General features: G+C 41.9%; 17 protein-coding genes. 8 read left to right on the plus strand and 9 right to left on the minus strand.

Annotated features, from left to right (window positions below; translation table 11 throughout):
- Nucleotides 1–218: 218 nt before the first annotated feature.
- From MKY15_RS08560 to MKY15_RS08570, 3 genes are read left to right on the plus strand one after another with little or no spacing between them, the layout of a single operon-like run.
- Nucleotides 219–926, plus strand: coding sequence for a DUF5058 family protein (locus MKY15_RS08560; protein ID WP_340741245.1), 708 nt, complete (start codon nt 219–221; stop codon nt 924–926).
- A gap of 22 nt (nt 927–948) precedes the next feature.
- Nucleotides 949–1,680 carry a small-conductance mechanosensitive channel gene (locus MKY15_RS08565; RefSeq protein WP_342539456.1) on the plus strand — a complete coding sequence of 244 codons (732 nt, stop codon included), beginning with the start codon at nt 949–951 and terminating at the stop codon, nt 1,678–1,680.
- Between the two features lie 18 nt (nt 1,681–1,698).
- Nucleotides 1,699–2,916, plus strand: a complete 1,218-nt coding sequence (locus tag MKY15_RS08570) for a M20 family metallopeptidase (RefSeq protein WP_342539457.1) — start codon at nt 1,699–1,701, stop codon at nt 2,914–2,916.
- A gap of 615 nt (nt 2,917–3,531) precedes the next feature.
- On the opposite strand, the gene MKY15_RS08575 is transcribed toward MKY15_RS08570, so the two are convergent.
- The 9 genes from MKY15_RS08575 to MKY15_RS08615 all read right to left on the minus strand — a co-directional run bounded on the left by MKY15_RS08575 (nt 3,532) and on the right by MKY15_RS08615 (nt 13,626).
- Nucleotides 3,532–4,074, minus strand: coding sequence for a hypothetical protein (locus MKY15_RS08575; RefSeq protein ID WP_342539458.1), 543 nt, complete (start codon nt 4,072–4,074; stop codon nt 3,532–3,534).
- A 245-nt stretch (nt 4,075–4,319) separates the two neighbouring features.
- Nucleotides 4,320–5,495, minus strand: a complete 1,176-nt coding sequence (locus MKY15_RS08580; protein ID WP_342539459.1) for an amidohydrolase — start codon at nt 5,493–5,495, stop codon at nt 4,320–4,322.
- On the minus strand, nt 5,492–6,727 hold the full coding sequence (locus MKY15_RS08585; RefSeq protein WP_342539461.1) for a Zn-dependent hydrolase: 1,236 nt from the start codon (nt 6,725–6,727) through the stop codon (nt 5,492–5,494). The genes MKY15_RS08580 and MKY15_RS08585 overlap by 4 nt, the downstream gene beginning before the upstream one ends.
- A 40-nt stretch (nt 6,728–6,767) precedes the next feature.
- Nucleotides 6,768–7,955, minus strand: a complete 1,188-nt coding sequence (locus MKY15_RS08590) for a hypothetical protein (protein ID WP_187046436.1) — start codon at nt 7,953–7,955, stop codon at nt 6,768–6,770.
- A 314-nt stretch (nt 7,956–8,269) separates the two neighbouring features.
- A complete protein-coding gene (locus MKY15_RS08595; protein ID WP_342539462.1) occupies nt 8,270–9,160 on the minus strand; it encodes a peptidylprolyl isomerase in 891 nt (296 codons plus the stop codon).
- Nucleotides 9,161–9,272: 112 nt separating this feature from the next.
- Nucleotides 9,273–10,103, minus strand: a complete 831-nt coding sequence (locus MKY15_RS08600; protein ID WP_342539463.1) for a hypothetical protein — start codon at nt 10,101–10,103, stop codon at nt 9,273–9,275.
- Nucleotides 10,104–10,231: 128 nt separating this feature from the next.
- Nucleotides 10,232–11,647 carry an ATP-binding protein gene (locus tag MKY15_RS08605; protein WP_342539464.1) on the minus strand — a complete coding sequence of 472 codons (1,416 nt, stop codon included), beginning with the start codon at nt 11,645–11,647 and terminating at the stop codon, nt 10,232–10,234.
- Entirely contained in the window at nt 11,644–12,345 is a 702-nt protein-coding gene (locus MKY15_RS08610; RefSeq protein WP_187046440.1) for a response regulator transcription factor, read from the minus strand. Before MKY15_RS08610 ends, MKY15_RS08605 begins: the two co-directional genes overlap by 4 nt.
- A 114-nt stretch (nt 12,346–12,459) precedes the next feature.
- Nucleotides 12,460–13,626: a trypsin-like peptidase domain-containing protein gene (locus tag MKY15_RS08615; RefSeq protein WP_067204621.1), complete on the minus strand. Its 1,167-nt coding sequence runs from the start codon at nt 13,624–13,626 to the stop codon at nt 12,460–12,462.
- A 143-nt stretch (nt 13,627–13,769) separates the two neighbouring features.
- Between MKY15_RS08615 and MKY15_RS08620 the strand changes: the two genes are divergently transcribed.
- From MKY15_RS08620 to MKY15_RS08640, 5 genes are all read left to right on the plus strand, one after another.
- The gene (locus MKY15_RS08620; protein ID WP_338654053.1) at nt 13,770–14,756 is read left to right on the plus strand and encodes a LacI family DNA-binding transcriptional regulator; all 987 of its coding nucleotides are present in this window, start codon (nt 13,770–13,772) and stop codon (nt 14,754–14,756) included.
- Nucleotides 14,757–14,846: 90 nt separating this feature from the next.
- Entirely contained in the window at nt 14,847–16,127 is a 1,281-nt protein-coding gene (gene hisD / locus MKY15_RS08625) for a histidinol dehydrogenase (RefSeq protein WP_067204627.1), read from the plus strand.
- 31 nt (nt 16,128–16,158) lie between these two features.
- Nucleotides 16,159–17,472, plus strand: a complete 1,314-nt coding sequence (locus MKY15_RS08630; protein WP_187046443.1) for a GntP family permease — start codon at nt 16,159–16,161, stop codon at nt 17,470–17,472.
- 76 nt (nt 17,473–17,548) lie between these two features.
- On the plus strand, nt 17,549–18,481 hold the full coding sequence (locus MKY15_RS08635; RefSeq protein WP_342539467.1) for a 3-hydroxyacyl-CoA dehydrogenase NAD-binding domain-containing protein: 933 nt from the start codon (nt 17,549–17,551) through the stop codon (nt 18,479–18,481).
- A 12-nt stretch (nt 18,482–18,493) separates the two neighbouring features.
- The gene (locus tag MKY15_RS08640) at nt 18,494–19,258 is read left to right on the plus strand and encodes a glucose 1-dehydrogenase (RefSeq protein ID WP_187046445.1); all 765 of its coding nucleotides are present in this window, start codon (nt 18,494–18,496) and stop codon (nt 19,256–19,258) included.
- Nucleotides 19,259–19,267: the final 9 nt, after the last annotated feature.

Here is a 19,267-nt window from a genome sequence, read left to right on the forward strand (position 1 = left end):
TTCGGTGGTGTAGAAATATCTATATAATTCACTAAAACAGTGTATGAATGAACATTGTTATCACACTAATTCCAGTGTATAGTAATGAACATAAATTGAAAAGAGTAAAAATTCTAACAATGTGAGCGCTTTATTATTTACCCTATGAATTAGTTGTAATACGAAAATAGTAACCGTATAAAATTGCCGGTGACAAAACGTAATGAGGAGGAAAGAAGATGGAACAAGTTTTGAAAGTAGCAAACAGCTTCCCAATATGGATTATTGCGGCTCTCGTCATTGGTATTGTTATATTTCAAGCAGTTGTCTTCATCAGGCTTGCTTCAAAAACAGCTCCCTCTGTTGGACTGACAACTTTAGAGGTGAGGTCGGTCGTGCGGACGGGGGCAATCAGTTCGTTAGGGCCTTCTTTTGCAATTATTATCGTCGCGATTTCCTTAATTACTTTCCTTGGAAATCCGGTTACACTCATGCGAATCGGTATCGTCGGATCGGCACCAATCGAAACGGTCGGCGCGAGTCTAGGAGCACAGGCGGCCGGCTCGGAACTGGGTTCGTCGACATTTACTGAACAAGCATTCACGACTGCAGTTTGGGTCATGTGTCTTGGTGGAATGGGCTGGTTATTGGTTACTGCGTTATTCACGAAATCACTAGGTAAGTTTCAAGAGAAAATTTCGAGAAAAAATAACAATGTTAAACTGTTGAGTATTGTTTCGACTGCAGCAATGATAGGGGCTTTTGGTTATTTTGGTGCAGGGCAAATGATAAAAGGGATCAATGAGACGGTGGTATTTATAGCTGCATTTCTTGTCATGCCGGTTATCATATGGGCTTCTAATAAGTTTAAAATGAATTGGTTAAGAGAATGGTCTCTCGGATTAGTGATTGTTGTGGGGTTATCAATAGGACTGTTACTAACTTAACGAGGAAGGCAGGAGAAACGGTATGACGATTATGAATGAAGGGGAAACTGAAGTGATGATGCAAGGGGATTTACGGACGGACGAGACAGATGCAACACTCGACTTTGCAACGTTTCATGCTAAATCACATTTTTGGGGACGCTTGACGATTTGGAGTGTTATCGTACTGACGTTGGCTTTGCCTCTCTATCTATCGTTTGGTCTTGATTTTCATCCGGGATGGTCACCAATACTGTCCGGGTTCCTCGCTTATGCATCGATTATTGCGGTAGTCTGGTTTATTGAGCCAATTAGTTATTATCCGATTTTGGGTGTTTCGGGCACTTATCTTGCTTTTTTAACTGGCAATATAGGTAATATGTGTCTGCCAAGTGCATCAATTGCTCAAAGTGTAGTCGGTGCGGAGCCTGGGACGAAAAAAGGGGAAGTAACAGCAACACTCGCTATAGCAGCAGCTTCCATCGTCAATACAGTCATTCTTGTGTTCGCGATTCTTTTCGGTTCATATCTGATTGCACTGTTGCCGGCAACATTGACCGCTAGCTTCCAGTTTGTCCTGCCAGCCATTTTTGGTGGGGTTATTGCTCAATTTGCCATTAAGAAACCGCTATGGGGCATCGTTGGATTGGCTTTTGGACTACTGGTTAACTTGGGCCCGGTGCCGGCTTCAATGAAAACGTTTCTTTGTATACTAGGAACAGTCGTTGCTTGTATACTTCTTGAGAAGTTAAAAAATAAAAAGGCAGCAGAATAATAAAGGGGGCTACTAGTTATGAGTCAACGAGTAGAAGAAGTAATTGAGACAAAAAAGGAATTAATGCAACTGCTAGAAAGTCGTAAAGACGAAATGATAGCAATTCGACGCTTTTTACATGAGAATCCGGAACTGTCTTTTAAAGAAGAAAAAACTGCACAATATATCGCTGACTTTTATAAAGGAAAAGATGTAGAAGTGCAGACGAATGTTGGCAATGGATATGGAATCATCGTAACAATTAAAGGGGATAAGCCCGGTAAGACAATCGGACTCCGTGCTGACTTTGATGCGTTGCCGATTCATGAAGCGACAGATGTTCCGTTCAAATCGAAAAATGATGGCGTGATGCATGCATGTGGACATGACGGGCATACCGCGTACATGTTAATTCTTGCAGATTGTCTCATTCAGATGAAATCATCGATTGCGGGTACAATTAAAATTATTCACCAACATGCGGAGGAAACGCCGCCGGGTGGAGCAAAGAGTATTGTTGAATCAGGTGTGCTAGATGATTTGGATCTGGTTTTTGGGACGCATTTATTCCCTTCGCATTCAACAGGTACGATTGGTTATCGCAGCGGCTTTGCAATGGCGGGGAGAACGTATTTTAAATTGGTGATTCAAGGAAGTGGCGGTCATGGATCATCCCCGCATCAGTCGAACGATCCGATTATTGCAGGTGCTCATTTTGTAACGGCAATCCAGACCATTGTCAGTAGGCGTTTAAATCCGTTTGAAATGGGTGTTGTTACAATCGGTTCATTTGACGGAAAAGGTTCGTTTAATGTTATCAAAGATAGCATAGAGCTTGAAGGTGATGTCCGGTATATGAATGAGGATACCCAGCAGTTAATTTCCCGGGAAATTCACCGTATTGTGAGCGGCATTGAACTGGAGTTTGACGTCACGTGCGAGTTGACGTATACGGCTGATTATCCGCCGCTTTATAATGACCCAGCGGTGACTGCAGAAGTTGTCTCCATTTTGAAAAAATCAGATGATCCCGATATCAAAGAAGTAGTGGAATTCCCCGTCTTTTCGGGGTCAGAAGACTTTGCGTATTACTTGGAAAAAGTTCCAGGCGTTTTCTTTAATATTGGTTGCAAACCTAAAGGCGTAGAAAGGGCGTTCATGAATCATCACCCGAAATTTGATATTGATGAAGATGCTCTTCTGGTTTCAGCAAAGTCTGTTGCTGAAGTAGTTTGTAGTTATTACGCGATTGATTAACGAAACGAAAGCCGGCCTATTGAATAGGTCGGCTTTTTTGTTTGGAAAATAGTTGACCTTTGGTGAAAGAATGGGCTATTGCATCCGATCATATATGTTGTTAAACGAGCGTAACCTTGGCGCATTCGAGCGTATATCAAGTGACCCGATCATAACGGCGGCGCGTCCGATCATATAACAAGTGACCCGATCATAACCTCGTGAGTCCGATCTTATAACAAGTGACCCGATCATAACCCTGGTGCAGCCGATCATATAACAAGTGGACCAAGCATAACCCACGCGCGACCGATCATATAACAGGCGAACCGAGCGTAACCTGGAGCGCCCGATCATATAACAAGTGACTCGATCATAACCCCCGCGCGTCCGATCATATAACAGGCGAACCGATCATAACCCCCATGCGTCCGATCATATAACAGACGAACCGATCATAACCCCATGCAGCCGATCATATAACAAGTGACCCGATCATAACCCCCGCACATCCGATCATATGCCTTATAAAAACCGAAGTATGTCTAGGCATCTGGAGTACTATTAAACGATTAGAACAAAAATAAGCTAATTGCAAAAGCCGATCTTTCGAAAAGATCGGCTTTTGCAATTAGCTTATTTAACTTTCTCCGGACGCGGCCAGATGAAGTACGAAATAGAAATGACAAAGTCAATCCCGAGAACGAGTGCCCATACTTTCAAAGTAGAGGATAGTACTTCTGTCCTTGCTGGATCCCCAATGAAATAAATCATTGCGACAAGGAAAGAACCGCCGATAATATAAGCGAGCAGATGCTGCAATGTGCCTTTCATCGAGTGTCGAGCGTATTCAAATCCGGCTTTACGCACCGGTTTTGTGCCCGTTTTTTGAATGTAGTAACGAAACCGTTCATCAGCCCAGCGGATTATGCTTTTGCCGAACGCGATAGAGGACCCGAGATAGATTGCCGCGATGGCGTGCACTTGTGTTGCGGTTGCCCCGTTGTATAGGTCAGTTGCTGTGACGATGAGTAATACTAAATCGATAACTGGTGTCAAAGCAAGGAAGAAAAAACCGAGCTTTTCGCGTTTGAAAATATAGCGGGTGATAAGTCCGAGAGCAATGACGACCCAGAAACCAATTTCGCACGCAACGATTGTCCAAGCAATGAAATTCATAGGAACACCTCTTTTCAATCGAGTTGTAGTGAGTAGATTTATCATAGCACACCGATTATATGACTAACTGCAACAAGATTATCACCGCCGCGGAGTATATTATCACCGACACAACTGTGTTTATCACCGGCATCGAGCGTGTTATCACCGACTCAATGGGGTTTATCACCGCCATCGAGCCTATTGTCACCGCAAAGCACAAAAAAACGGAAAAGCCAAATCGGCTTTTCCGTTCCTTCAATTAATCACTTATTCAAATAAGCCCATGCATACTGCGCATATAGTTCTGCTCCAGTAACGAGCGCATCTTCATCAATATCGAAGTTGCCATGGTGATGTGACCACTCCGTATCTTTTTCAGGATTACCACTACCAACAAGTGCAAAACTGCCAGGTGCTTTGTCGAGGAAGAACGAGAAATCTTCGGCGCCCATCGTCGGTTTTTCATCATAGACAACGTCTGGACCGAATGCTTCAGTTGCAACTTGTTGAACAAGGTTCGCACTCTCTTCGTCGTTGATAACCGGTTGTGTTCCACGGATATACTCAACTTCCGCAGTTGCGCCGTACATGTCAGCGACGCTTTTGGCGTATTGTGAAATGCTTGTTTCGATTTGATCGCGGACGTCTTGATTGAACGTACGAACGGTTCCTTCAATCAGAGCATTCTCAGCGATAATGTTGAAACGCGTGCCGACCTCCATTTTACCTACAGTCAGGACCGCTGCTTGTTGCGGGTCAATCGTCCGTGAAACGACAGTCTGGACATTCATGACGAACGAAGAAGCGACGAGTGCTGCATCGATACAGTCTTGAGGCATGGCACCATGTCCGCCTTTACCTGTGAAGTGGACTTTGAAAATGTCAGCTGCAGCGAATGAGGGCCCTGGTGTACAAGAAACTTTATGCGTCGGCATTTGCGACCAAATGTGGATGCCGAAAACATTGTCGACGCCGTCCATGGCACCTTGATCGACCATCGCTTTTGCGCCTTGTGCAATTTCTTCTGCAGGTTGGAAGAGCAGGCGTACGTTACCGGGCAGTTCATCTTTCACATCGGATAATGCTTTTGCAGCGATTAGCAACATCGATGTGTGTGCATCATGGCCGCATGCATGCATTTTTCCTTCAATCTTGGAAGCATAAGGTACATGCGTGTTTAATTGTTCAACAGAGAGTGCATCCATATCGCCGCGCAGTGCGACTGTTTTGCCGCCCGCCGCGCCTTTAATTTCAGCAATAACGCCTGTAGGTTCCGTCTTGCGGTAGGGAATACCGAGTTCATCTAAATAGGCGCAAACGAACGCTGTTGTTTTTACTTCTTCAAACGACAGTTCTGGTTCGCTATGTAATTTGCGTCGCAGTGCCGTCAGTTCGTCGCTATAGTTTGTGATAGCTTCTTTTATTTTTTGATTGATCATACTATTTTAGCCTCCGTTAATCGCTTTACCGCTTCATAGATAATAGTCGTGCCGTCTGCAAGGTGACCTGGATCCGACCATTCTTCCGGACAATGACTTAGCCCGTCTTTGCTTGGGATGAACACCATTCCGCAAGCCGTATAATCTGAGAATACCATTGCATCGTGGCCCGCACCGCTATTAATTGAACAATAAGGAATTTCAAGATGGTCGCTCGCTTCTTTTAATAAAGAGCGGATGCTGCTATCGAGTTCTTTCGGCTCAATGTAGAGTTGCTGTTCAATTGACGTGCGAATACCGTTGCCATCTTGTTGGACAATCAATTCTTCCACTTTGCGAACTGCATTCAGTACATGCTCTTCTTTACCTGAACGAATGTCTACACTGAAGACAACTTTATCTGGGATAACATTTGCGCCATTCGGAAAGACATTCAATCGACCCGTTGTAATGACCGTTCCTTGACCTTCACCGCTCGCAATACCTGGCAGGGAGGCAATGATTTGTGCCGCGGAAACGAGTGCATCGGAGCGTCGATCCATTGGTGTTGTACCGGCATGTCCAGCTTGGCCTTGTACAGTCACTTCTAATTGAGTCAGTCCAACAATTGCTTCAACGACACCAATTTGAATGTTTGTCTCCTCGAGAATAGGGCCTTGTTCGATGTGCAACTCTAGAAAGGCTTTAATCGTTTTCGGATCTCGTTTTTTCTCATTCGCTGGGTTGACCGAGATATCTGCCATCGCATCTACTGCTAAAACGCCATCTTTATCAGCAAGTGTTTTGAAATCTTCTGCTGTCAATAAACCCATCATCCCACGTGAGCCCATTAGGCCACCGCCAAAACGGGAACCTTCTTCTTCAACAAGCGCAATGATTTCAAGCGGGTAGGCTGGCTTAAGATTGTTCTCTTTGAACAGTGCAGCCACTTCTAATCCGACAACAACACCTGCAGCACCGTCATACGCGCCACCATTTGGAACAGAGTCAAAGTGAGAGCCGACGATAACGGAAGGGGCGTCAGGTAAAGCTCCTTCAAGCTTGCCGAAGATATTGCCGAACCCGTCTTCCGTCACTGTTAGATCGTACTCCACCATTTTTTCTTTAATATAATTCCGAGCCTGTAAATCTTCTTGGCTATATGTAAGCCGCGTTACACCCGCACCTGGTGTAGCTGTAAATCGGCTCAACAATTCGATATGTTGTTCAATCCGTTGTTGATAGGCTGTCATATCTAGTCCTCCTCGTTTGATTAGTTTCTAAATTAGCTCATTACAAGAATCCGACGAAGAGGCCCGCAAGGATAACCGAAACCATCGTGACACTTATAAATCCGCCGACGAGCATTGGCGGTAACATGTGACTTGTCAGTGCTTCTCTTTCTTTTTCATCTTCCGTTAATGAATTGATGACTTCGTTGGTAATAATATAGTCCGCTGGGAAGCCGTATAACGCAGTTAACGAAACAGCAAATGCCATTTCTTTACTGACTTTCAGTACTTTCCCCATGAACAACGAGAAGATGTACATACCGACGACGCCCAATACGATACAGCCGACGAGTGGATACAAAATTTCCATCATCATGGAAGGTGTCGCTTTTTTCAAACCGTCAAAGATAAACAGCATAAGTGCCATCATTGCTAATCCAAACCCATTTGCTTTTTGCAGTACGTGACGTTCCAAAAAGCCGATACTTGTTGCAATAATACCAAACAATAAGCAAAGCACATAAGGACTAATTACCACAATAGGTGCCAGCAATGTAGAAACGAGATACGCAAGGAATCCGACGAGTGCGAGTCGGAAAAACTTAAAGTAGTCTGTATTGAATTTATCCGGCATCTTCTTAAATAGCTTAAGTTCATGTCGTTCTGAAACTGAAGCTTGAGTACTGGTTTTTTGTTCTTTCAGTTCGCCTTTACGATACTTTTCAAGAAGCATTTTACCTTCTTTTTTAAGAACAATTGACGTAAGAGGATAACCCGCGAAGCCTTGCATCACGTAAATGACAATCGCGAATACAGCCAATGTTGCGAGTCCGGCGTTGGCAGCACCTTCTGACATGATCAACGCAGATACAACACCGCCGACGAGAGGTGGAATTGCAACGATGATTGTTTCAATACCAAATAGCATTGTACCGATTCCGAATAGGGCAACGACAATCCCTAAAATTCCAGCAAGGGAAATTAAAATGGTTTTCCATTGTTCTTTCAGTTGTTGAAGTGATAGCAATGTACCCATATTGGTAATGAGTAAATAAATCATCATTGATGCGACAGTAGGCGGTACGCCGGCAAGCGAAACAATATCTTGCGGGAAAAACGTCCAATAACCTAGCAGGAAGAGGACAGCGCAGACGAAAACGGATGGAATCCACGCTTTCGTCCGGACAGAGACGACATCTCCGATATATAAAATAGCGACCAAGATAACTAAAGCTAGCATTTGAGACATAGTATTCTCCCCTTTCAGACAATATAGAATTTTAATTAGAATAGCATAAAATTCTGTCGAATAATAGCGAAATTTATACATTGCATATAATATATCGCAAAGGAAGTGAGTGAAAGCGCTTTCTAGTGAGTTGTAGTAAATCGACTATTTTTGTAGGTGAAATTCATCTGAAATGAATCAAATTGTTATGTATGTACAGCATATTGAAGGGTTTTATTATTCGTTCAACTATGTAAGCAGAACGAATAATAAAACCCTTCAACGCAGTATCTATCATTCTGCATTGAAGGGAGTACGTTTTTTCGATATTTAACTTATTCTGTGAGTAACGAATTCTTGATTTTATAGTCTGATTTTGCTTCATCTAACCAATTAACGTACTCTGCTTGTACACCTTCTTCTAGTAATAGTCCTTTTATTTCTTCTTTATGATCATCAAATGTTGCAGCTTTTGCTGCTTTCTTATCGGTTACATGAATAATATGATAACCGTGTTCTGTTTTTATAGGGTCGCTAATTGCATCAACTTTCATGGAGAATGCTGCTTCTTCAAATTCGGCTACCATTTTACCACGTGGGAAAAAGCCTAATTCTCCGCCACTTTCTGCACTCATTGTATCTGTTGAGAATTCTTTTGCAAGTGCTGCGAAATCCTCACCATCTGCAAGTTTCTTCGCAACTTTTTTCGCTGTGGCTTCATCTTCCACTAAAATATGGCTGGCTGCGACTTGTTCTTCCTCGTTAAAGGATTCTTTGTTTTCTTCGAAGTACGCTTTGATGTCCTCGTCAGTTATTTCAATACGTGGCTCAATTATTTTTCGGATAGATAAATAATCAATAATATTCTCTTTGAATTCTTTCTCAGTCATTGTATTCTGCTTAAGTGCTGCGTCAAACGCTTCTTGTCCACCTGCATTTTCGATATATATTGCAAGTTCTGCATCTACTTCTTTATCTGAAATAGAGATTTTTTCTTTTTTCAACTCAAGTGCAACGACTTTATCGTCAATCATTGCAGTAAGTGCTTCTTTTCCAGCAGATTGAACGAGAACTTCATATAATTCATCTTTCGTAATTTTTTCATCACCGACAGTTGCAACAGTTTCATCTGCCGCCTTTGAATCTTTTGAGCAGCCTGTTGTGACAGTTAGAATAATTGCGAGTAGACTGACTGCTAACAATGGGAATAACCTTTTTTTACGCATTTTTTAATTCCTCCAATGTTTGATATAACTTCATTCTACAGGAGAAATATGAACAAACTATTACGGAGAATAAAAAAACGAAAAAACAGATTCGTTTTTTCGTTCAGTCTTTTTATTCTTGGGTATTACTTTTTTCTGGTACTTGTGATTTCCCCCCATTGTCGTCTTTGTCATGGTCACGTCGACCTTCAAAATGTTCTCCTTTACCATCACGTGGTCTATCGAAGAAAAAGTCTTTTTCTACCTTAGAAGGGAACAAGTCCAAATCTTCAACTTTGTCGGCGTAATTTGTACGGATTTCATTCATTAGTTCACGTGCGGATTTGTTCGCTGTATCGATGCCAAGTTTTTCAGCAGCATTGAAAATTTCTTTGTCGCGTACTTCTTTCATTAAGTCATGATGATCTTTGTCATCTGTTTCAATACCCAGTTCTTTTGCTTTTTTTAAAACTTTAGCCTGCCCAACTTCTTTTGCAAGTGCTTTGAATTCTTTGCCAACAGTGGAGATACCAAGCTCTTTTGCTTCTTTCGTAATTTGTGCTTCGCGAATTTCTTTTGCTAACATTTCATCGTCCTTGCCAGTTGCATCAATGCCTAACTCTGTAGCTGCTAGTTGAAGTTTCGCATTCCAAATTTCTTTCTGAAGGGCTTTTATTTCTTTACCTTCAGTATCAATGCCTAGTTCTTTCGCGTGTTTTAGGGTCATGGCTTTTTGTACTTCTTCGAAAATTACTTTCGTGTCCTTGCCGTCAGTTTTAATACCAAGTTCTTCTGCCTTCTCAGAAATAAACTTTTTAGCATCTCCTTGCTCCCCATGTTTATGTTCGAATGAAGGGGAGCTTTTCGTCGTCTCGCTGTCCTCTTTCGCATAGGCAGTTACCGACCCAATTACACCGAGAGTCAATACGGTTGCTAAAACATATTTCATTGCATTATTCTTCATTTATTTTCCTCCTTCATGGAACTGATTAATTTTAGTATGCCCGAAGAATATGAACGAATTATGACAGGGGTATGAACCAGATATTAAAAAAACTGCTATGCACAATGCATAGCAGCTAAAACAGATTTTTAGTTTTCATTTTGTACAGGGAACGACAGCGTAAATTTTGTACCTTTTCCTTTTTCGCTTGTTACATCGATTGCGCCGTTATGCATCATGACGAGACTTTTTACAATCGACAAGCCAAGTCCGAATTCGCCGTATGGATTCGTTGTTCTAGATACAATGGCTTTATAAAAACGACCCCAAATTTTCTCGACATCATCAGGGTCAATCCCAATACCTGTATCTTCGATTTCAATGATACAGTTTGTATTGCTCATATAACCGCGAAGATAGATCCTACCGTTGTCGGTGAATTGGATACTGTTTTTTGTGATATTGATCAATATCTGGGTGAGTCTGTCGTAATCTGCAAACACCAATATATTTGGGTCTACAGCCACAAAAATCTCGTTATTTCGTTCCGCCGCAACGCCATCGAGCTGATCTTTGATGATTTCTAATAGTTCAACGAGCTGGATGTCCTGTTTAAAGAGTGTGACTTGGTTGGAGCGGATTTTTTCGTAATCCAAGTTTTCATTGACCAGACGGATAAGTCGCAACGTTTCATTAGTGGCGAGTTGCAATCCCTTTTCTTTTTCAGATTCAGGAATCATATTATTTTTTAGTCCTTCAATCATGCCTCTTATTGTTGTAAGGGGTGTTCGTAATTCATGTGACACATCGGCCATGAATTGACGACGCCTGTTTTCGAGATTTTCAATTTCCTCCATTGAGGCATCCAACTTTTCAACCATCTCGTTGAAATCACCCGCAAGTTCACCGATTTCGTCAAAATCCGAGGAGGGGATACGTACTGAATAATCACCTTGTGCGACGGCAGAAGTTGCATCTTGAAGCCGTTTAATACGCCTAACGTGAAAAGTCGATAAAATCCAGCTGAGAAGAAGCGAAATGGTCAGTGCGATGAATGTTGTAATAAGCAAATAAGTATTCATTTGCGAAATAACTTCACGTGAGCCCTTTATGGGTGACGTCAAAAGTATACCGCCGACAAATCGATTGTTTTGGACATAGGGAAGAAGAACAAATGTGACGGCTTCGTTGAATCGTTTGAAATCCTGCTTCACAGTTACAGGTTGACCATTTTTAATATCGTGCCATTCTTTTTCACTCAAACTAATGAGGGGCGTTTTTATGCCTGTCGAATAAATGATGGCCGAGTTTTCGTCGAATAAACTATATTGAATATCCCGACCATTTAGGACTTGTCCATAAGACTTTAGGATCCTGTCAGAACTTCGCTGGTCTTGTTGGATGTCTCGTAAAATAGATTGCCCATATGTCTGAAGTTCTTCTGTTTTATTAGCATAGACAAATTGCTCGATATAGTGTGAAAATAGCAAGCTTAATAATAAAAATGCAATGACGATTACGCTGAAGTGACTGACAAGTTGCTGGTATAAGTATTTTACTTTCACTTTGAGTCACCTATGGTTTCGTCGAATCGGTAACCGACGCCCCAAACAGTATGGAAAAAAGGTTGTTCATCCGTTGAGACTTTCGTGCGAAGCCGTTTGATATGCACATCGACAGTTCGGTCATCACCGTAAAAGTCATATCCCCACACGTTATCCAGCAATTGTTCACGTGAGAAAACTTGTTTCGGATGCTGGACAAAATGGTATAGTAGATCGAATTCTTTTGGAGTCAGGTTTTGTATTCGGACGCCATCGAGTAATACGTCACGTGTGTTAAGGTTAATCTTAAAATGGGCGGTTTCGACGACGCCATCTTGCAGTGGTTTGTCTTTTAGCGTTGAATACCTGCGTGTTACCGCCTTAATGCGAGCCATTAGCGCCAGTGGACTGAAGGGTTTTGTGACATAATCATCTGCACCCATTTCAAGTCCGAGCACTTGGTCTGATTCACCATCTTTTGCGGTTAGCATAATAATGGGCGTAGCAATGTTTGCTAGCCGTAGTTTATGGCAAATCGAAATCCCATCCATGCCAGGCAACATCCAGTCGATAATGATGCAATCCCAGCCGCCTTGCTTCGCAATTTCGAACCCTTCCAAACCATTTTTTATGAATGAACCATCGATTTCTTCCTTCAAGAAGAATAGCTCAATCATGGAAGATACACTTTCATTGTCTTCAATTACTAAAATTCTCACTAAAACACGCCTCCTGTTGCACTGCCATTCCTTTCAAGGTAAATCGAAAACGAGAAATTAGCAACTGCAAACACCCCTCCCATGGAATGAAGGAGAGGTGTTTGGACGAATATATTAATTTGCCGTGGATACATTGCTCGTAAGTAAAACGTCAACCGTTTTCAACTCGGAACCGCGATAAATCGTAAATGTTGCTTTGTCACCGACAGCAAGATTCGTGTACAAGAACTTCCGTAGCTCTGTTGAGTTCTTCACTTCAGTACCATTAATCGCTGTTATTATATCTTCTACATCGAGGCCCGCTTTTCCTGCTGCAGATTCAGGATCAATATTTGCAATTACCACGCCAGCTTTAATTTCACTCGGAAGACCTTGCAAATAGGTCCGTGGCACCTGATCAAGATCCGCAAGTCCAATCCCGATATATGGGCGTTCAACTTGTCCATTTGTTGTCATTTCTTCAATTAATGGAATGACTTCGTTACTTGGAATCGCAAAGCCAAGTCCTTCGACACCACTTTCAGAAATTTTTAAGCTGTTAATGCCAATGACTTGTCCTGCTGCATTGAGGAGTGCGCCACCGCTGTTCCCGGGGTTAATGGCTGCGTCCGTTTGGATTACATTCATTTCCCATTCGCCCGCAGAAGTCTTCACGTTGATGGACCGATTGACTGCACTCACAATCCCTTGGGTTACTGTACCGGAGAAGTCGAGGCCAAGTGGATTACCGATGGCGATGACATCGTCTCCTGCACGAAGTTTATCGGAGTCGCCGAATTCAAGGGAAGTGTCTGCATACTTCGCATCGATTGTTAGAACAGCAAGGTCACTTAGTGCATCTTTCCCAACGAGCGTAGCCGTTGTTGTCTCTCCGCTTTCAAGTGAAACCTCAAGCTTTTCTGCGCCTTCGATGACGTGGTTATTCGTCACGATAAATGCTTTGTCACCATCTATTTTATAAATGACACCCGAACCGGAACCGCTCTTGGTACTTTCAGCTTGCTGTGAAAAAGGATTATTCCCTTTTTGGTAATTAACAATCCCGACAATTGCGCCGGAAGACTGTTCTACCATGTCGGAAAGTGACGGTATATCTTTAGTGCTTGTTTGCTGTACATTATAGGGAACCGTATCCGTAGTGACAGGTACCACTTCAGCGGAACCGCCTTGTAGTAGATCTGTATTGACTACGACCGCTAACGTTAATACCGAACCAATAACACCTGCTCCTAGTGTTGCTAAAAATCGTTTAACCGGTTTGTTTCTATTTTCTGTCTCCATGATAATTCCTCCCGTTTCATCTGATACTCTTTATTCTAGTTGGAAGATATGAACAAACTATTACCAAGAAGTTAACGATTGATGAAGTAGCTGTTTTGAGGGTATAGTTGAATCAATAATATGATTTCAAAGGTGTGAGTGAAGTGCAAAAGTTAATTACTGCGATGGATGTCGCAAAACATGCGGGCGTATCTCAATCGTCTGTGTCCAGAGTTTACTTTGAAGGTGCCACAGTGTCTGCGAAAACAAGGGAAAAGGTGCTAGCTGCCGCGAAAGAATTAGGCTATCGGCCAAATGAGTTGGCGAGGAGTTTAATTACGAATCGAACGAAAATCATTGGTATAGTGATGAAGGGTATTCAAAATCCTTTTTATCCTCAAGTTTTAAAGCAATTTACAACGACCTTTAAAAGTTTGGGCTATAGCATTATGTTTGTATACACGAATAATGACGAAATACAAAAAGAAGATATCGATATATTATTTAATTATAATGTTGCAGGTGTCATTATTACAGACGCGTCACTGTCTTTAAATGCTATAGAAGACTTTAAAAGATATAAAATTCCTTTGGTGCTTTTTAACAGAAAAATCGCGAGTAATGATTTTTACTCTGTGTGTTGTAATAATTTAGAGGCAAGTAAGGAAATTGCACAATTTCTTGTTGATAAAGGTAGTTCGGATATCATTTATATTGCAGGGAATCAAAATACATCGACAAGTAAAGAGCGGGAACAAGGCTTTACTGAAGCTCTTACGAAAAATAACATTGCCCTGAAAAGGATTGGATCGGATTATACATATGAGGGCGGATATAAAATTGCCCAGCAAGTGATAAATGAAAATGGAATTCCAGATTCATTTTTTGTGGCGAACGATATCATGGCGTTAGGCGTGTTGGATGCACTTCGTGAAAGTTCGATTGCTATTCCGGAAGCTACGAAAGTAATTGGGTTTGATAATATTGAAATGGCTTCGTGGCCGACGTATAGTCTAACGACTTGGGCACAACCGATTAATGAAATGGTAAATCAAACAGTCAGTTATTTAATGTCGGAAATAGAGGAGTACACAGGTTTTGCTGACAATATAGAGGTAAATGGGATTTTAATCGAGCGTAAAACGACATAAAAAAAGGTTGACTTCCTAGAGTATTTGAAATACTCTTTACCTATAAAGTGCTTTGCATACGTATGCAAGAAAGAAAGAGGAGGAAATAAAATGGTTAGAGTATTGAAAGCTGGTAAATCACAAGAAGAATTGACTAAAAACAATCTTGAAGTATCGAAAATTGTAGCGAATGCTATTCAAGAAATTGAGAATAGAGGAGACGAAGCGGTTCGTGAGTTCTCCGAGAAATTTGATAAATGGTCGCCTGAGGCATTCAGATTAACCGAAGAACAAATTAAAGAAATCGTAGCGCAAGTACCTGCGGAAGTAATCGAAGATATTAAATTTGCTCAAAAGAACATTCGTGAATTTGCAGAAGCGCAATTAGCGTCAATGAACGATGTAGAAGTAGAAAACATTCCAGGCGTTATTTTAGGGCATAAAAATATCCCTGTAAGCAGCGTCGGCTGTTATATTCCTGGTGGACGTTACCCTATGGTTGCTTCTGCTCATATGAGCGTGTTGACAGCAAAAGTTGCTGGTGTCAAGCGTGTAATCGCTTGCACGCCGCCAATTAACGGTGAAATCCCGAATGCAACAATCACGGCAATGTATTTGGCGGGTGCGGACGAAATCTATTTATTAGGTGGAATTCAAGCGATGGCTGCTATGGCGATTGGAACTGAAACGATCCAATCTGTCGATATGATTGTCGGGCCTGGAAACGCTTTCGTGGCAGAAGCAAAAAGACAACTATTTGGTCGCGTAGGAATTGACTTGTTTGCTGGACCTACTGAAACATTAGTTGTTGCGGATGAAACAGCAGATGCTGAAATGATTGCTACGGATATTCTTGGACAAGGTGAACACGGTCCAACATCTCCGGGTGCCTTAATTACGACTTCGGAAAAACTTGCTTATGAAACTGTAGAAGAAATCGAAAGACAACTTAAAGTATTACCAACGGCTGACGTTGCACGCGTTTCATGGGATGATTACGGCCAAATCCTGTTAGTGGATAGCATTGAAGAAGCGCTTGTAGAAGCCGACCGACTAGCGTTTGAACACGTTGAAATTCTAACAGCAGATCCGAATTATTTCTTAGAAAACATGACAAATTACGGTTGTCTATTCCTAGGGCCTGAAACGAACGTTGCATACGGCGATAAAGTGATTGGAACGAATCATACATTACCAACAAAAGGTGCAGCTCGTTATACAGGCGGTCTATGGGTAGGTAAGTTTATCAAAACGGTAACGTACCAAAAAGTGACACCTGAAGCGAGTGCTTATATCGGCGAATATGCAGCGCGTCTCTGTCAATTGGAGAACTTTGCAGGTCATGCTGAACAAGCGTTATTACGAGTAAGAAGGTACGGAAAGAAAGCATAATTTCTTTTCTGCAGAGGGGGCAGGCGATTCGATGTTAGGGATGATAGGGTTATTTGGGGGACTAGCATTATTGATTTATTTGACAATGAAGGGCATGAACTTACTAATTGCTGCTCCGCTGTCAGCGCTCGTTGTTGCACTATTAAGTGGCCTTCCATTATTTCCGGGAGTACCGGATGAAGGGATAGCTAACTTTGTAACAAATTATATGGGCGGTTTTTCAAGTTTCATCGGCTCATGGTATTTAATGTTCTTGACTGGAGCAATTTTCGGTAAAGTTATGGAAGATAGCGGTGCAGCAGAAAGTGTTTCGAAATGGATTGTAGGCAAGCTTGGTATGAAACGGGCAGCTCTTGCTGTTGTAATCGCTTGTGCAATCCTGACGTATGGGGGAGTTAGTTTATTCGTCGTTGCATTTTCTGTTTATCCAATGGCCATCAGTTTGTTTAAAGAAGCAAACTTACCAAGAAGATTCATCCCAGCGACATTAGCATTTGGATCTACAACGTTTACAATGACTTCTGCGGGTTCACCAGAAATTCAAAACTGGATTCCAATTGAGTTCCTTGGAACAACTGCATATGCTGGATGGCAAGTCAGTGCAATTGTAGCTGCATTTATGGCGATCTTCGGCTATTGGTGGCTGAAAAAAATGATTTCAAAAGCGTTGGCAAAAGGCGAACATTTTGTTGATAGAGAAACGGATCATCATGAGGTGAGGGAGCATTTACCGAGTCCATTGTTAAGTGTAATTCCCTTACTTGTTGTGTTGATTATCTCATTTATATTCCATAACTCATTGGGGACATCTGCGTTAATTGTTGCTCTTACGAGTGGTGTAATCGCAACGTATTTAATCAACAGAAAGTATTTCTCGAACTTTGGGAAAGCGGTTTCAGAAGGAACAATGGGTGCAGTTATTGCAATTGCTAATACAGCTGCGGTTGTAGGGTTTGGCGGAGTCATAAAAGCAACTCCCGCGTTTGGTGACGCTGTTAGTTTTATGACGGCTATACCAGGTAGTCCTCTCATAGGAGGAGGACTTGCTGTAGCAGTTATTGCAGGTTTAACTGGATCATCATCAGGTGGACAGGCGATTGCTTTACCGTTGCTTGCACCACATTATTTAGATTTGGGTGTCGATCCGGATGCGTTACACCGTGTGGTCGCAATTTCTTCAGGCTCTTTGGATTCATTGCCACAGGGCGGTTATGTTGTAACGACAATTCGTTCAATTGCTGGCGAAACGCATAAAGACGCATATCCTGCGTTTGGCGCATTAACGGTCATAGTACCAATACTCGGCGTCGTGTTAGCTGTCGTATTATTCTCATTAGGCATGTAAGTAATAGATACCCAACAAGCTAATTGTTATAGTTTGTTGGGTATTTTATCATATCGAAAAATGGAGGTAGACCGTTATGGAAAAACTAGCAATCATTGGTTGCGGCACGATGGGACATTCAATTGCGCTATCAGCAGCGTGGGCAGGGATAGAAGTCAAAATCTCTGGTATGAATGAACAAGACCTAGCAACAGCAGACAAAGGGCTTCGCAATAAATTAACGGTGATGGTACACAATGATTTATTTAATGAAGCAATGGCTGAGGAAATTCGTAAGCGCATTGTATTTTCAACTTCATTAGAAGAGATTGTACAAGAGGCGACTTTTATAATTGAGGTCATTCCAGAAAATAGTCAAATGAAGCGGGAATTGTATAAAGAGGTTGAAGCAATATGTAGTAAAGATACTGTTCTTGCGAGTAATACGTCTGGATTTACGCCAACTTCTTTAGCGGAAGAAATGGAGTACCCGAATCGTTTTATCGTTACACATTTTTGGAATCCGGGACATTTAATCCCCCTTGTCGAAGTGGTTAAAGGGGAGAAAACTGATCAGGTAACGATTGAGCGTGCTATGAATTTATTGAACGAAATGAATAAAAAGCCGATTTTGATAAACAAAGAAGTTCCAGGATTCATCGGGAACCGGCTGCAGTATGCTTTATTCCGCGAGGCACAATCGCTGCTCGATGAAGGTGTTGCGACGAAAGAAGATATCGATGCAGCTGTAACGTATAGCATTGGGAGACGATTGCCGATAACGGGACCGTTAATGACTGCGGACATGGGAGGCCTTGACGTTTTCTCTGCGATTTCAAATTACTTGTTTGAAGATCTTAGCAATGAAAGTAAATCGGGAGTTCACTTATCAAATCTAGTCAATCAAAAGAAATTCGGTGATAAGAGTGGTGAAGGATTCTATATGTGGGATCAAGAAACTTCTGAAACAATCAATGCAGAGCGGGAGAAAACGCTTATTCACTTCCTAAAAAACGATCGGAAAGAGTAGGAGGATGCTAATATGAAACCATACTTTTCAGATTTAGAAAACAAAACGGTTATTGTAACGGGCGGTAGTAAGGGTATTGGAAAAGAAATTGCCCGGACATTCGCTGAACTAAAAGCGAATGTCGTTATCGTAGGTCGAGATGAGAATGCACTACATAACACGCTAGTGGAATTACACCAATACAATACGAAATGTAAATCGATTCAAGCGGACTTAAAGGATATCAAGCAGGTTCGGGCGATGGTTGATGAGGTAGCGACCCAATTTGGAACGGTAGATGTATTGGTGAACAATGCGGGGGTTAATATCGCTAAACCGGCGATAGAAGTGACGGAAGATGATTGGGATCAAGTGCTCGATACAAATTTAAAATCTACGTTCTTTTGCAGTCAGGAAGCCGCTACTTACATGATTCCGCAACGCAGTGGGAGGATCATCAATATCGTATCCCAAATGGCTTTTGTTGGTTATTATAATAGGGCGGCGTATTGTGCAAGTAAAGGTGGAGCGGTTCAACTGACAAAAGCGTTGGCAGTCGAATGGGCGCAAAGTGGAATAAATGTAAATGCCGTTGCTCCGACATTTATTGAAACAGAATTGACGACTAAAATGTTTGAAGATGAAGCATTTAAAAATGATGTAGAAAGTCGAATTCTCTTAGGCAAACTGGCACAACCGGGAGATATTTCAGGAGCGGTTCTTTACTTGGCATCGAACCTATCAAATTTTGTTACAGGTGAAACGATTAAAGTAGATGGTGGATGGACAGCAATCTAAAAGGTAAAG

The organism is Sporosarcina sp. FSL K6-1540 (genome assembly GCF_038620285.1).
GTDB lineage: Bacteria > Bacillota > Bacilli > Bacillales_A > Planococcaceae > Sporosarcina > Sporosarcina psychrophila.

Coding starts and splice junctions, on each gene's coding strand:
- MKY15_RS08560 (WP_340741245.1), top strand. CDS start 219: ATGGAACAAGTTTTGAAAGTAGCAAACAGCTTCCCAATATGGATTATT.
- MKY15_RS08570 (WP_342539457.1), top strand. CDS start 1,699: ATGAGTCAACGAGTAGAAGAAGTAATTGAGACAAAAAAGGAATTAATG.
- MKY15_RS08630 (WP_187046443.1), top strand. CDS start 16,159: ATGTTAGGGATGATAGGGTTATTTGGGGGACTAGCATTATTGATTTAT.
- MKY15_RS08565 (WP_342539456.1), top strand. CDS start 949: ATGACGATTATGAATGAAGGGGAAACTGAAGTGATGATGCAAGGGGAT.
- MKY15_RS08585 (WP_342539461.1), bottom strand. CDS start 6,727: ATGACAGCCTATCAACAACGGATTGAACAACATATCGAATTGTTGAGC.
- MKY15_RS08615 (WP_067204621.1), bottom strand. CDS start 13,626: ATGGAGACAGAAAATAGAAACAAACCGGTTAAACGATTTTTAGCAACA.
- MKY15_RS08600 (WP_342539463.1), bottom strand. CDS start 10,103: ATGAAGAATAATGCAATGAAATATGTTTTAGCAACCGTATTGACTCTC.
- MKY15_RS08595 (WP_342539462.1), bottom strand. CDS start 9,160: ATGCGTAAAAAAAGGTTATTCCCATTGTTAGCAGTCAGTCTACTCGCA.
- MKY15_RS08635 (WP_342539467.1), top strand. CDS start 17,549: ATGGAAAAACTAGCAATCATTGGTTGCGGCACGATGGGACATTCAATT.
- MKY15_RS08580 (WP_342539459.1), bottom strand. CDS start 5,495: ATGATCAATCAAAAAATAAAAGAAGCTATCACAAACTATAGCGACGAA.
- MKY15_RS08640 (WP_187046445.1), top strand. CDS start 18,494: ATGAAACCATACTTTTCAGATTTAGAAAACAAAACGGTTATTGTAACG.
- MKY15_RS08590 (WP_187046436.1), bottom strand. CDS start 7,955: ATGTCTCAAATGCTAGCTTTAGTTATCTTGGTCGCTATTTTATATATC.
- hisD (WP_067204627.1), top strand. CDS start 14,847: ATGGTTAGAGTATTGAAAGCTGGTAAATCACAAGAAGAATTGACTAAA.
- MKY15_RS08575 (WP_342539458.1), bottom strand. CDS start 4,074: ATGAATTTCATTGCTTGGACAATCGTTGCGTGCGAAATTGGTTTCTGG.